The organism is Streptomyces lacaronensis, from assembly GCF_047337785.1.
Taxonomy (GTDB): Bacteria; Actinomycetota; Actinomycetes; order Streptomycetales; family Streptomycetaceae; genus Streptomyces; species Streptomyces lycopersici.
In genome coordinates this window covers 11,582,208-11,595,067 of the sequence record NZ_JBLHDK010000003.1, presented here as the reverse complement: position 1 = coordinate 11,595,067, position 12,860 = coordinate 11,582,208, and the positions used below count along the sequence as shown (strand labels likewise).

The window sequence follows — 12,860 nt, the reverse complement described above, 5'->3', positions numbered from 1 at the left end:
ACACCGTGAGCGACAGCGTTTATGTGGGCAATGCGGGCAAGGATGCGGCACTGGACCGAGGGTGGCTCCTCGGACACTTCAAGGACGCCGGCGATCCGCGCCACAGCGAGGCCGTGGAGATCAAATGGGGCGTCCACCCTCGTGGCGACGAACGAGCGGAGTGGGTGAGGGGCGAGGAACGCACGGCTCTCCTGGTTCTCATCAGCGGCCGTTTCCGCGTGGAACTCCCCGGCCGCGACGTTCTTCTGGAAGAGCAGGGTGATTACGTCGTGTGGGGGCACGGAGTCGACCATTCATGGTTCGCGGAGGAAGAGTCGGTGGTGCTGACCGTCCGATGGCCGTCCGTGCCCGGTTACGCGGTGGCGGAGAGCGGAGAACGGTGAAGCGCGACCTCGGAGCCGACCATGACACGTGATCCCGACGACAGAGCCGTTTCGGCGAGCCTGGGCCTGCCCGAGGCCACAGGCAGCCGAAGGATGGACTGGGCGGCGATGCCGCGCGGGGCGACGGCTCGGATCGGGCAGCTGCTCGGCAGCCCGGTGGCCCATGCCGTCAGCCAGCGGGGCGGGTTTTCCGAAGGTCTCGCCGCACGAGTGCGTCTGGAGAACGGCAAGCGTGCCTTCATCAAGGCGGCCAGCTCACTGGTGGCACCGGCGGTGGCGGACTTCCACCGCCGGGAGATCGCCGTGTCCGAGCGGCTTCCCAGGGAGGTGCCGGCGCCGCGGCTGCTCGACGCGTACGACGACGGCACCTGGGTCGTGCTGGCCTTCGAGGAGATCGAAGGACATCTGCCCGCCCAGCCGTGGCGGCGGGAGGAACTCGACAGAGTGCTCGCGGCGGTCACCGATATGGCGGAGGTCCTGACACCATCGCCGGTGAACGAGGACATCTTGGGCAAACCGCGCCTCGGAGGGTGGTCGGCGATGGCGGACGACGCCGCGGTCAGGGGCAGGGTCGAGGAGCTGTCGCCGTGGGCGGCCCGCCATTTCGACCAACTCCTCGCCCTGGAAGTGAACGCTTCGCTGGATGGCGCCACTCTCCTGCACGGAGACCTGTACCCGTTCAACATCATGCTGACCGGGGACCGTGTCTTCGTCGTCGACTGGCCGCACGCCTGGATCGGCCCCCGCCACTGTGACGTGGTCACCCTGGTGTCGAGCGCCTCCCTCAGCGGCGTGGACCCGCGGCCGATCGCCGAGAACCACCCGCTGACCCGCGATCTCGACCCCGCCCGGATCAACGAGGTGCTCGCCCTGCACGCCGGTTTCCTCCTGCGGACCGCTGCCTCGGCGGGGCCCGGCGCCGATCCCAACATCGTGGCCATGATGACCGCATTGGGTCTCGCCTCACTGCGCTGGCTGTGCGGTGCTCAGCCGTAGGCATACCGACGACCGGGCGGGGCGGGCCCGTCCGGTCGCCGCGGTGGTCAGCCTGTGGTGTCCCATTTCCAGGCGCTGCAGTTGTCGGGTTCGAGGGCGACCTTCACGCAGACGCGGTACTTGATGGTCTGGGCGTTGCTGAAGCTGCGGTTGAAGTCGGTGTGGGTGTGACAGCCCTTGGTGTTGCTCAGGGTTCGCCTGCTCGCCCCGGCGCGCTGGTACTGGGCGTACACGGGTGTTACCCGCGTTCGTGGTGACGCTGTGGACGTTGTGGTACAGCGGAGCAGTTCCCTGGCCCCGGTGGCGGTGATGGCACGGGAGGGGCTGCCCCAGGTCAGCCGTCGGCGCAGGTCGCTGCGGAGAAGGTCGTGTTCCGCGCCGTGACCGGGTGCGAGCTGCACCGTTCCGCCCCAGCGGACCGCCAGGGTCTCGCCGAGCTCGTGGCGCGGCCGCCGCCAGGCCGGATGCCGGCGCCGACGACCACCACATGGGCGAAGGAGGAGGAAGGGAGGGATGGCATGAGTCTCCTTGCTCGTTGTGGTGCGTGGTGTCAGAGGGGCTATTGGGCCGGCCGGCCCGGTCGCGTGGTGTCGGCCGGCCGCCGCGGTCCGTGACCCCGCTCCTCGGCCCCGCTCGGCTGGGCGAGGCTGAGCCGGCGGGTTTCCGGCGCCATGCGCCACGAGACGGCGAGCCCGGCCGTTCCGATGCCCGCCGCGATGTACAGGCCGGTGCGGCGCCGGCCGCCTCGGCCAGGTTGAACACGATGAACAGCGTGATCAAACCGTGAGCTACCGGCTGGAACGGCTGGAAAAGCGCCTGGGGCGGCGTCTTGTCCTCCGGGCACGGGGAGCGAAGGGGACCGGGCTGACGGTCGCGGGTGAGCGCTACCGCGAGCTCGCCGAGCAGTGGGAGCGGCTCGTCGGCGAGGCCGCCCGGATCCGCGAAGCGCCGGACGCAGCCCTGGCCGTGAGTGGCGCCGACGCCATCAGCATCTATGTGTTCGACTCGCTCGCCGGGCGCGGGCCACGCGCCGGAAGAAGGGCACGTTTCTGCCCGGGAGGTCGCCCAGCTCGCGGCCATCAGCGTCGGTTACTACACACGCTTGGAGCAGCCCCGACGGCTCGGGGCAGCGCCTCATGGTCCTCACCGACGAGACCGGCAGCGCTTCGTACGATGCCCTGCGCGTCCTCACGTCCTGGACGGCTGATCAGCGGTGAAGAACCATCAGGTCCGGCCGCTCGAGGAAGCGGGCGGTGTCGCGCAGGACGAGCGAACCGAGTTCACCGTCGACGAGACGGTGGTCGAACGACAGGGCGAGGGTCGTGGTGTCGCGCAGCCGTATGCGTCCCTTGTGCTCCCACGGCGTTCGCCGCACCTGGCCGAAGCAGAGGATCGCCGCCTCGCCGGGGTTGAGGATCGGTGTTCCGCCGTCGATGCCGAAGACACCGATGTTGGTGATCGTGAACGTCCCGTTTCTCATCCGCTCGGGTGGCGTCTTGCCGGCGCGGGCCTGCTCGACGAGGTCGGTGAGCGCCAGGGCGATCTCACGCAGGGAGAGTCGCTGGGCCGCGGCGATGTTGGGGACGATGAGCCCCCGCGGTGTCGCCGCGGCGATGCCGAGATTGACGTCCGAGTACTGGACGATCTCACCGGCCTCGGCGTCCCACTTCGCGTTGATCGCGGGATGCCGCGAGATGGCGGTCAGCGCTGCCCTGAGGACGAGACACAGCGGTGTCAGGCGCACCCCGTCGAACGCCTTGTCGGCGCGTGCCCGCTTCAGCAGTTTGAGGGACCGCGTCACGTCGACGGTGACCCATTCCGTGACATGCGGAGCGGTGAAAGCGCTCTTGACCATGGCCTCCGCGGTGTGTTTGCGCACTCCGCGAATCGGTGTGCGCACCACGTCGGCACGGGTGGGGTCCGGGGCGTTCGACGGGGTTGCCCGCTGCTCGGCGAGGCGGTGGACATCCTCGCGGGTGATGCGTCCCGACGCGCCCGTGGCAGTCACCAGGGTCAGGTCGACTCCGAGGTCGCGGGCGAGCTTGCGCACCGGCGGGGCGGCGAGGGATTTCCCGTTGGACGGTGTGACGGCCGGTGGCGCGGGCCTGCTCTTGCGCGGGCGGCGCGCCGTCCGGGCGTGGGCCGGCCCATAGCCGACCAGGACGGGCTCGCGGGCGGGGGCGGACGGCTGCTCGTCCCGGGCACCGTCCGGGGCGGGCGGAGCGGCGGGCTCTTGGAGTGTGGCGTCGGGTTCGGGTCCCGTCCGCGGGGCGGTGTCGTCCTCGACCTGGAACGCGATGATCGGCGCGCCGACGGCCACCGCCTCGCCGGCGGCACAGAGGATCTCGGTGACGGTCCCGGCGTAGGGGCTGGGCAGTTCCACCGCCGCCTTCGCCGTCTCGATCCCCACGATGATGTCGTTGACGCCGACCCGGTCACCGGGTGCCACGCGCCACTCGAGGATCTCGGCTTCGGTGAGACCCTCCCCGACATCGGGGAGATGGAAGTGCTTGGTGACGAGCATCGCGTCCTCCGGGAGGTTCGCCGGGCAGTTCACGGGGCACACACCCGGTCGACGGCGTCGAGAACTCGGTCGAGATCGGGCAGGTAGTCACCTTCCGCTCGGGCCGGCGGATAGGGGATGTTGTAGCCACCGACGCGTTCCACGGGGGCCTCGAGGTCGTAGAAGCAGTGCTCCATGACCGTCGCGGCGATTTCCGCGCCCAGGCCGACGTTGACGGGTGCCTCGTGGACGACCACGACGCGTCCCGTCTTCGACACCGAGCGGCACAGTTCGGTGGTGTCCAGCGGCGACAGCGAGCGGAGGTCCAGGACTTCCAGCGAACGGCCTTCGGTGGCGGCGACCTCGGCCACGCCCAGCGCGACCGCGACCGCGGGCCCGTACGCGACCACGGTGGCGTCGGTGCCCTCGCGCAGGATCCGGGCGCGCCCCAGCGTGCCGCCGTCCACGGGGCGGCCGAGGTCGACCTCGGCCCGGTCCCAGTAGCGGCGCTTCGGCTCGTAGAAGATGACGGGATCGTCACACGCGATCGCGGCGCGGAGCATGTCGTGCGCGTCCTGGGGGTGGCCGCATGCCACGACGCGCAGGCCGGCCGTGTGGCAGAAGTACGCCTCATTCGACTCGCTGTGGTGCTCGACCGCGCCGATCCCGCCACCCACCGGGATCCGGATGGTGACCGGAAGCCGCAGCAGCCCGCGGGAGCGGGCCCGCATCTTCGCCAGTTGGCTGACGATCTGGTCGAAGGCGGGGTAGACGAAACCGTCGAACTGGATCTCGCACACCGGTCGGTACCCGCGCAGGGCCAGACCGATCGCCGTCCCGACGATTCCCGATTCGGCCAGCGGAGTGTCCACGACACGGTCGCCGAACTCGGCGGCGAGGCCATCGGTCACCCGGAACACCCCGCCCAGGGAGGCGATGTCCTCGCCGAGCAGGACCACCCGCTCGTCGTCGCGCATCGCCTGCCGCAGGCCCTCGTTCAGCGCGCGTCCGAGCGTGGTCGTCGTGGCGATCGTGGTCGTAGTGGTCGTAGTGGTCGTAGTGGCCGTCGTGGTCACAGGAAGGACTCCAGATACGTCTCGAAACCCTCGCGTTCGCGTCGCAGGGCCTCGGTCTCCTCACACAAGGTGTTGCGGAAGGTGTCGCTCAGGGACGGCTCGGGAAGCGCACGGCACTCCCCGCGCGTCGTCGCCGCGAGCTCCTCGGCATCGGACGCGACCGTGGCGAAGTAGTCCTCGTCGGCCCAGCCGCGCGCCGTGAGCAGAAGGCGCACGCGCTCCACCGGGTCGTGTGCCTCCCACCGGGCGAGCTCGGCGTGGTCGCGATAGCGCTTGGGATCGTCCGACGTGCTGTGTCCGGACATCCGATAGGTGTGCGCTTCGATGAGTCCGGGTGCTCCGCCCGCCCGGACCCGCTCGACCATGGCTCGCGTGGCGGCGTGGACGGCCAGTACGTCGTTGCCGTCCACGGACACCGCGTCGAGTCCGAATCCCTTCGCACGTTCGCTCAGCGGGCCGGCGTACTGCTTGCTCGCGGGTGTCGAGATCGCCCATCCGTTGTTCTGGCAGAAGAACACGATGGGTGCCGATGTCACCGCCGCCCAGTTGAGCGCCTCGCTGGCGTCCCCCTGACTGGACGCGCCGTCACCGAAGTAGGTGAGCACGACACTGTCGGCGGCGTCGTACCGAACGCCCATCGCATAGCCGACCGCGTGCAGTGTCTGCGTCGCCAGCACAAGGCTGTAGATGTGGAAGTGATATCGCTCGGGGTCCCATGAGCCGTGGCTCGCGCCACGCCACTGCGACAGCAGTTCCGCCGGTGAGATACCGCGGCACAGGGCCGCCACGTGTTCGCGGTAGGACGGGAAGACCCGGTCGTCCGCCCGAAGAGCGCGGATCGACCCGGCCTGGGCCGCTTCCTGTCCGAGGGACATCAGCCAGAGTCCGAGCTCACCCTGGCGTTGCAGGGAGTACGCCTCCTGGTCGAATCGGCGCCCGAGCACCATGTCGCGGTACAGCCCGCGTACCAGTTCACCGGTCACGTCGAGCATGCCCGCGGCCGCCCGTTCGTCCAGCGTCCCGGCGGGATCGACCAACCGCAGGACGTCGTCGGCGCGGGCCGCCACAGGTGCCGAGTCCGTACTCATCGCTGCCCCCAGGTGTGGCCACGGTCCACGGCGGTGCGCTTCCGGAGCGGACGCGCGATCCGCAGCGGCGCCGCCATCACGAGCTCCCGGATGGTGAAGCCGGAGAGCGCCTTGACGAGGTCATCGACACGGGCGGGCTCCGCCGCGGTGAAGACGGTGCAGCGGGTCCGGTCGGCTTCCACGATCTCGGCGGAGAACGCCCGGGCGATGGCGACGGCTTCGGCGAGCCGGCCTTCGGGGAAGGCGACCGTGACGAATGCCCCGCGCCGGTTGTGCGACATGTCGTCGGAGAGGCGGATGACCTTGACGACGTCGGATGAGCGGTTCAGGAACTTGACGAGTTGCTGCAATCGGATGTCGTCCGCCGTGTCCACTTCGATGGTGATCCGCCGCATCCCGTCGACGGGCGCGGCGATGTCCATGGTGACGACGTCGAACTGGCGGTGGGCCAGGATCGAGGCGATCCGGGCGACCGCCAGGGGTGTGGCGAGGACATCGAGTCGCAGTACGGCACCGGCCTGGTGGCTACCTGGCCGCACGGTTTCGGAGGGGGCAACGTGGGTTGCCGGCTGTGTCGACGCTGACATGCGGGACACCGTTTCAGGGGCCCGGTCCGTGCACAACGAAAGTGTGCACAGCGATGCGGAACACGCTCCTCTTGAGCAGTCCGCCCTGGTCCGGAGTGAGCGTTGCGGGAAGAGCTGCTTACACTTTCGGCATGTCGGCACCCGTACATCTCGACTCGGTCGATCTGCAGATCCTGGAGTTGCTGCGAGCCGACGGGCGCCGCACCGTTCGGGACATCGCGCGCCTGGTGAAGCTCTCCCCGGCGCCGGTCCGCCGGCGCATCGCACGTCTGGAGGAGTCGGGAATCATCACCGGCTACACGATCACCACGGATCAGGCCAAGCTGGGTCAGGGCCTTCAGGCGGTCACCGAGCTGCGCTTCACGGGCGACACCGATATCCACGACATCGTGGAGTTCGCGTCGACGCTGCCGGAGGTCGACGAGGTACTGACGCTCACCGGCGATGTGGACGCGCTCGTCAGGTTGCATGTCGACAACGTCGATGACCTGCAGAAAGTGGTCAATCGTCTACGTCGCAAAGGGGTTGGTGTACTCCAGACGAAGACGCTGATCGTCATCGATTCCTGGCAGCGCGGAGCGCCCATGCCCTGAAGTACTCGGAGTCGCCGGGCCGCGCGGACGCCGCCGCGGACCACCTCGACACGCTGCTCGACGGCGTCGACTTCCTGGTGACGCCCACCACGGGAGTGATCGCACCGGAGGGCGCGGGCGGTCCGCCCGACGTCCTGCCCGAGGTCGCCCGCCGCAAGCTGGTCGCCTACACCTTCCTCGCCCATTACACCGGCCGTGCGGGACGGTGTCCGGCATGCCGGTGGGGTTGCAGGTGCTGGGCCGTCCGGGGGCCGGGGACCGGCTCCTGGACGTGGCCGACGCGGTGCAGCAGCGTGTCGTCCCGCCTCGCCCCGCACCGTGGCCGGCGCATTCGGCCACGGCCGGGTGAGGTGGGCTCAGTGGTCGCGCGAGTTCCGCACGTCCGGCTCGAGCAGCAACGCCAGCCGGTGCCGCTGCTCCCCGTCGAGGGCGCCGGAGTAGGCGTCGTACTCGGTGCCGCCGTGGTCGCGCGGCTGCGGGCGGGAGGCACCGCCGTGGTGGTGGGGGACCGGGCTCCGGCCGCGAGGGAAGAGCCGGTGGACGTCACCGACAGCGCGTCCGTCCACGCGCTCGCCGAGCGGGTAGGGCTCGCCGTCGACGGCGGCCACTCGCCGCACTGAGGGAAGCGGCTCCCGCGCCGGGCGGGCGGCGGCGGGGTCAGCTCTCTTCGTCCTCCACGAGCGCGAGCAGCGGCCCCCGCTCGTCCTCGGGGACGTAGCCGGCGTAGTACTCGTAGAGCTTGCGCCGCGAGATGCGTGCCGCCGCCTGGCCGTCCCCCGCCCGGATCGCCTCGAGCACCTCCTGATGGTGGCGGAGCGACTCCCGCATGAGCGCCGCGCTGTTGTGCGCATGGGCGACCTTGTCCGAGATCAGCGCGAGGACCGCGCCCCTGACCACCTGGTTGCAGACCTCGATGAGGGAGTTGCGGCCGGCCACGGCCACCGCCTCGTGGAACGCCACGTCGGCCTTGCTGAACTCCTCGTACCCCTCCTCGATCGCCTCCGACATGACGGCGATCGTCCGTTCCATGGCGGACAGCTCCTCCTCGGACCGCAGCCGGGCCGCCAGCGAGCTCGCCGACCCGTCGAGGATCATGCGGAATGAGATCAGTTCGGCCATCGACACATTGTCGAACTGGACGAGCCGGGTCATCTGCTTGGTCAGGCCGGCCGACGAGTAGGGCAGGATCTCCGGGCCGTTCGGATCACCCGGGCGGGATCGGACGAGGCCGTCGCTCTCCAGCACGCGCAGCGCCTCGCGCACCGTGGGACGGCTGGCCCCGAACTGCGTCACCAACTCCCGCTCGCTCGGCAGCCGTTGACCGGGCTTCAGGTCACCGCGCACGATCGCCTGCTCGATCTGCTCGACGATGCGCTGGTAGAGCCGTACCGGCGAGACCTGCCGGAACTGTGCCCCGTCGCTCAAGGCTTCTCCCCTTCGGGCGTGGTCGATGTCGTCTTCTCCCCCGTGAGCGCCCCATCGGCGTCGTCCGGCCAATGCGGGACCGCCTCGGCAGGCCGGTTCCGTTCGTACCATGCCGCCGCCCTCAGGACGCCGAGATCGTCGAAACGGCGGCCCGCGATCTGCACCCCGATGGGACGGCGGTCCGCCGTAAAGCCGCAGTTGACGGTCGCGGCGGGCTGGCCCGACATGTTGTACGGCGCGGTGAAGCCGATGTGGGCCATGGTCTTCTCGTCCCCCGCGAAGGGCATCGGCCGCTCGGCGGGAAAGGCCGCCACCGGCGCCACCGGCGAGAGCACCAGATCGTACGGGAGCGTCGCCGCCACGGTCCGCGCCTGGATGCCCATGATCTGCTGGTAGCACTGGAGAACCCTGGTGCCCGGCACATCGGCGCCCCCCTGACACCACCGGATGACGTGGGGGTGGACGCGCAGCCGGGCCTCGGGCTCCAGGGCGCGGAAGTCGTTCCAGGACCGCACCCGCAAGAACAGATCCAGGTCGTCCAGGAGCTCTTGGGTCATGAACTCCCCGACCGGCTCCACCACGGCTCCCGCCGCCTCGAAGACCGCGGCGGCGCGGTTCACCGCGGCGAGGATCTCGGCGTCGCACGGCTCCCCGCAGCCGGCGTCCAGGTGCACTCCCACTCGCAGTCCGCGCACGTCGCCGTCCAGTGCCGACCAGTCGATGTCCTGCGGCGGCAGGCTCGACCAGTCCCGGGGATCGGGTCGGCTCAGGACACGCATGAACAGGGCCGCGTCCGCCACGGTGCGGGTCATGGGGCCCGCGGCACGCCCGAGGTACGGGGTGTCCAGCGGGATCCTCCCATAACTCGGCTTGAGCGTGGCGAGCCCCAGCCAGGTGCCCGGCAGCCGGATCGATCCCCCGATGTCGGTGCCTACGTGCAGCGGACCGTATCCCCCGGCGGCCGCGGCACCCGCGCCGGAACTGGAACCGCCCGTCGTCCAGCCGGGGTTCCAGGGGCTGCGCGTAATGCCGTGCCGGCTGGAGACGCCAGAGGAGAGCATGCCCCAGTCCGGCATCACGGTCGATCCGAGTATCACTCCCCCGGATTCGGCGACTCGCGCGGTGATGGGCGCGTCCGCCTCGGGGACGACCGGTTCCGTCCCCGCGTTGCCCGAGGGCATCGGGACGCCCCTGCGGGCGACGTTCTCCTTGAGCGTCACGGGCACCCCGTCGATGAGCCCGAGCGGCTCCCCCGCCGCCCATCGGGCCTCGCTGGCCAGTGCCGCCTTGCGGGATTCGTCCGGATCCCGCACCCAGAACGCGTTGAGCACGCTCTCACGCGCCTCGATCACCGATTGGACGGCGTCGTGGACCTGGACCGGCGACAACGTGCCGTCGGCGAATCCGGCCAGCATCTCGACGGCCGGCATGGTGGCCAGGTCCTGTTCCGTGCGCACTCTCACTCTCCTCCTCTCCCAGCTACCGCTGGGCGGTGGCCCCCTCGCGATGCCCGAGGGTGTTCGGAACCCTTGACAAGTACAGCTTCAGTCGTCACGGTACCTGCCAAGTGAGCTTACTGGTCAGGCCAGTGATAACGGAAGGTGGCGTCCATGACGCGGGACACCAAAGTCGTACGGCTCGCGGTCATTCCAGGAGACGGAATCGGCCCGGAGGTCGTCGCGGCGACCGTGCCCACGCTCCGGGTGGCGCTGGAGGCCGACGGACACCGGCTCGACGTGACCTCGTTCGACTGGGGAGGTGAGCGGTTCCTCCGGCAGGGCGCGGCGATGCCGGCCGACGCGTCCGACCTCGTCAAACGGACGGACGCGGTGTTGTTCGGCGCCGTCGGGCGACCCGATGTGCCGGAGCACGAACTGATCTGGGGCCTGATCATCGGCCTGCGGCAGCAACTCGACCTCGCCGTGAACCTCCGCCCGGTCCGCGCCTTCCCCGGCGTTCCCACCAAGGTGCGCGACACCGATGGCGTGGACCTGGTGATCGTGCGCGAGAACACCGAGGGCGAGTACGTCGGCGCCGGTGGGGTGGCGCACGCCGGGAGCGGGCACGATCTCGGCATCGAGGTCGCCGTGCACTCCCGTCGCGCCATCGAGCGGGCGGCGCACCATGCCTTCGCCCTGGCCGGCCGCCGGTCGGGGCGCCTGTGCCTGGTGACCAAGTCCAACGCGATGCGGTACGGCTATCCCCTGTGGGACCGGGTGGTGCGTGAGGCCGGCGAACAGTACCCGCAGGTCGAGCTGGAGACCGTGCTGGTCGACGCCATGGCCGCCCGCATGATCCAGGCTCCGCGGTCCCTCGACGTACTGCTCACCAGCAACCTGTTCGGCGACATCCTCTCCGATCTCGCCGCGGTGCTGGCCGGCGGTATGGGCATGGCGCCCAGCGCCAACGTCCTGCCGGGCGCGGATGTGCCGGGCATCTACGAACCCGTCCACGGCTCCGCGCCCGACATCGCCGGGAAGGGCATGGCGAATCCGGTGGCCTGCATGCTCTCCGGCGCGATGCTGCTCGACGACCTCGGACACACCGGCGCGGCCCGCCGCGTCCGCGACGCGGTGGCGGCCGCCTTGCGAGATACCAAGCACCACACGGCCGACCTCGGCGGAAACGCCACCACGGCGGACGTGGCATCAGCCGTTCTGCACGCGATGGAAGGCCAGGAACAGAACGTATGAAACATCACAGGCGACCGACGCGAGGTACCGGGGCGGTCGCAGCCACGCTCGCATGCCTGCTGCTGGCATCCTGCTCGGCCGGTTCCACGGCAACCGGCGGCAGCGCGGGGAAGAACTCCCTGAACATCGGCCTGACCGCCGAGCCGGCCAACTTCGACTTCACCAAAACCGCGGGTAACGCCATTCCGCAGGCACTGCTCTACAACGTCTACCAGAACCTGGTGAAACTGGACCAGTCCGGCAAGATACGGCCCCAGCTGGCCACGTCGTGGAGCCTGTCCAAGGACCGCAGGACGTACACGTTCCATCTGGTGAAGAACGCCACGTTCAGCAATGGCGCACGGTTCACGGCCGAGGACGCCAAGTTCTCCATCGAACGCGTCCCGTCCGACTGGACGGTGGCACAGAAGACCCAGATGGACGTCGTCGACACGGCGCGGGCGGTGTCGCCCACCGAACTGAAGGTCACCCTGAAAAGGCCGAGCAACGACTGGCTGTACCGGATGACCACCCGCGTCGGCGCGATGTTCAGCCGGACCGGCGTGAGCAAGCTGGCCACTGAGCCCGTGGGCACCGGCCCGTATGTGGTGAAGAGGTGGAACCGCGGCGACTCGATCACGCTGGCCCGCCGTGATGGCTACTGGGGGCGCGAACCGCACTTCAAGTCGGTCACCCTCAAGTACTTCAAGGATCCGACGGCCCTGAACAACGCGCTGCTCACAGGCACCATCAACGTGATCAACGATATGCAGTCCCCGGATACTCTGTTCCAGTTCCAGAACAATCCGAAGTACAAGGTCATCGAGGGCTCGACCAACGCCGAGGTGGTCCTCTCCCTCAACAACAAATCGGGCCCCATGCGGAACCCAAAGGCCCGTCAGGCAGTCCGCCACGCCATCGACCACAAAGCCCTGATGGACACCTGCTGGGGAGGCCGAGGCAAGCTCATCGGCAGCATGGTCCCTCCGACCGACCCGTGGTACCAGAACCTCACCAGCCAGTATCCGTACGACCGGGACAAGGCCGAGAAGCTCCTCAAGGAGTCCGGCGAAGCCGGCCGTACGTTGCGGCTGCGCATTCCGACGCTGCCCTATGCCATCGCGTGCGGCACCGTGGTCAAGAGCCAGCTCGAACAGGCCGGTTTCAAGGTCAAGCTCGACCAGCTGGAGTTCCCCGCCGCCTGGCTGAGCACCGTGTTCAAGAACGCCGACTACGACATGTCCATCATCGGCCATTTGGAGCCCCGAGACATGCAGACGGTGTTCGGGGGCAAGGGCTACTACACCGGCTACGACAGCCCTGAATTCCGCGCGTTGATAAAGAAGGCGGACCAGGGCACCAAGAAGGAGCAGATCACCTACATGCGGGCGGCTGCCCGGCTTCTGTCCAAGGACGCCGCGGCCGACTGGCTGTTCCTGCTGCCGATGCTGACAGTGGCGGACAAGGACATCACCGGCCTGCCGGTGAACTACGTCTCCGAGTCAATGGATCTCACCGGCCTGGGCCGGTCATGAAA

14 protein-coding genes are annotated in these 12,860 nt (G+C 69.4%); 7 read left to right on the top strand and 7 right to left on the bottom strand.

All coding sequences use genetic code 11. The features are described 5' to 3' along the window. The first annotated feature begins 5 nt into the window (after nucleotides 1–5). Together ACMTAK_RS49825 and ACMTAK_RS49820 are read left to right on the top strand one after the other, a co-directional pair. Nucleotides 6–383 carry a cupin domain-containing protein gene (locus ACMTAK_RS49825; RefSeq protein ID WP_198274980.1) on the top strand — a complete coding sequence of 126 codons (378 nt, stop codon included), beginning with the start codon at nucleotides 6–8 and terminating at the stop codon, nucleotides 381–383. Nucleotides 384–404: 21 nt separating this feature from the next. Continuing rightward, nucleotides 405–1,379 carry an aminoglycoside phosphotransferase family protein gene (locus ACMTAK_RS49820; protein ID WP_413812329.1) on the top strand — a complete coding sequence of 325 codons (975 nt, stop codon included), beginning with the start codon at nucleotides 405–407 and terminating at the stop codon, nucleotides 1,377–1,379. A 47-nt stretch (nucleotides 1,380–1,426) separates the two neighbouring features. On the opposite strand, the gene ACMTAK_RS49815 is transcribed toward ACMTAK_RS49820, so the two are convergent. From ACMTAK_RS49815 to ilvN, 5 genes are all read right to left on the bottom strand, one after another. Further along, nucleotides 1,427–1,780: a hypothetical protein gene (locus tag ACMTAK_RS49815; protein ID WP_413812328.1), complete on the bottom strand. Its 354-nt coding sequence runs from the start codon at nucleotides 1,778–1,780 to the stop codon at nucleotides 1,427–1,429. 806 nt (nucleotides 1,781–2,586) lie between these two features. After that, nucleotides 2,587–3,903: a dihydrolipoamide acetyltransferase family protein gene (locus ACMTAK_RS49805; protein WP_413813232.1), complete on the bottom strand. Its 1,317-nt coding sequence runs from the start codon at nucleotides 3,901–3,903 to the stop codon at nucleotides 2,587–2,589. A gap of 29 nt (nucleotides 3,904–3,932) precedes the next feature. After that, on the bottom strand, nucleotides 3,933–4,958 hold the full coding sequence (locus tag ACMTAK_RS49800; protein WP_413812327.1) for an alpha-ketoacid dehydrogenase subunit beta: 1,026 nt from the start codon (nucleotides 4,956–4,958) through the stop codon (nucleotides 3,933–3,935). Continuing rightward, nucleotides 4,955–6,046 carry a thiamine pyrophosphate-dependent enzyme gene (locus tag ACMTAK_RS49795; protein ID WP_413812326.1) on the bottom strand — a complete coding sequence of 364 codons (1,092 nt, stop codon included), beginning with the start codon at nucleotides 6,044–6,046 and terminating at the stop codon, nucleotides 4,955–4,957. The genes ACMTAK_RS49800 and ACMTAK_RS49795 overlap by 4 nt, the downstream gene beginning before the upstream one ends. After that, nucleotides 6,043–6,585: an acetolactate synthase small subunit gene (ilvN, locus tag ACMTAK_RS49790; protein WP_413812325.1), complete on the bottom strand. Its 543-nt coding sequence runs from the start codon at nucleotides 6,583–6,585 to the stop codon at nucleotides 6,043–6,045. The genes ACMTAK_RS49795 and ilvN overlap by 4 nt, the downstream gene beginning before the upstream one ends. A 179-nt stretch (nucleotides 6,586–6,764) precedes the next feature. On the opposite strand from ilvN, the gene ACMTAK_RS49785 reads away from it, so the two are divergent. The 3 genes from ACMTAK_RS49785 (at nucleotide 6,765) to ACMTAK_RS49775 (ending at nucleotide 7,846) form a co-directional block, all read left to right on the top strand. Then, nucleotides 6,765–7,226: an Lrp/AsnC family transcriptional regulator gene (locus tag ACMTAK_RS49785; protein WP_413812324.1), complete on the top strand. Its 462-nt coding sequence runs from the start codon at nucleotides 6,765–6,767 to the stop codon at nucleotides 7,224–7,226. A gap of 214 nt (nucleotides 7,227–7,440) precedes the next feature. Continuing rightward, the gene (locus tag ACMTAK_RS49780; RefSeq protein WP_413812323.1) at nucleotides 7,441–7,575 is read left to right on the top strand and encodes a hypothetical protein; all 135 of its coding nucleotides are present in this window, start codon (nucleotides 7,441–7,443) and stop codon (nucleotides 7,573–7,575) included. A gap of 10 nt (nucleotides 7,576–7,585) precedes the next feature. Beyond that, complete coding sequence (locus tag ACMTAK_RS49775) at nucleotides 7,586–7,846, top strand: hypothetical protein (RefSeq protein WP_413812322.1); 261 nt, start codon at nucleotides 7,586–7,588, stop codon at nucleotides 7,844–7,846. 37 nt (nucleotides 7,847–7,883) lie between these two features. Here the strand turns inward: ACMTAK_RS49775 and ACMTAK_RS49770 are convergent, their stop codons facing one another. Both ACMTAK_RS49770 and ACMTAK_RS49765 read right to left on the bottom strand, forming a co-directional pair. Then, on the bottom strand, nucleotides 7,884–8,651 hold the full coding sequence (locus tag ACMTAK_RS49770) for a FadR/GntR family transcriptional regulator (RefSeq protein ID WP_413812321.1): 768 nt from the start codon (nucleotides 8,649–8,651) through the stop codon (nucleotides 7,884–7,886). Then, the gene (locus tag ACMTAK_RS49765; protein WP_413812320.1) at nucleotides 8,648–10,108 is read right to left on the bottom strand and encodes an amidase; all 1,461 of its coding nucleotides are present in this window, start codon (nucleotides 10,106–10,108) and stop codon (nucleotides 8,648–8,650) included. The genes ACMTAK_RS49770 and ACMTAK_RS49765 overlap by 4 nt, the downstream gene beginning before the upstream one ends. Before the next feature lie 153 nt (nucleotides 10,109–10,261). Between ACMTAK_RS49765 and ACMTAK_RS49760 the strand changes: the two genes are divergently transcribed. After that, nucleotides 10,262–11,344: an isocitrate/isopropylmalate dehydrogenase family protein gene (locus tag ACMTAK_RS49760; protein ID WP_413812319.1), complete on the top strand. Its 1,083-nt coding sequence runs from the start codon at nucleotides 10,262–10,264 to the stop codon at nucleotides 11,342–11,344. After that, nucleotides 11,341–12,858: an ABC transporter substrate-binding protein gene (locus ACMTAK_RS49755; protein WP_413812318.1), complete on the top strand. Its 1,518-nt coding sequence runs from the start codon at nucleotides 11,341–11,343 to the stop codon at nucleotides 12,856–12,858. The genes ACMTAK_RS49760 and ACMTAK_RS49755 overlap by 4 nt, the downstream gene beginning before the upstream one ends. Nucleotides 12,859–12,860 lie beyond the last annotated feature (2 nt).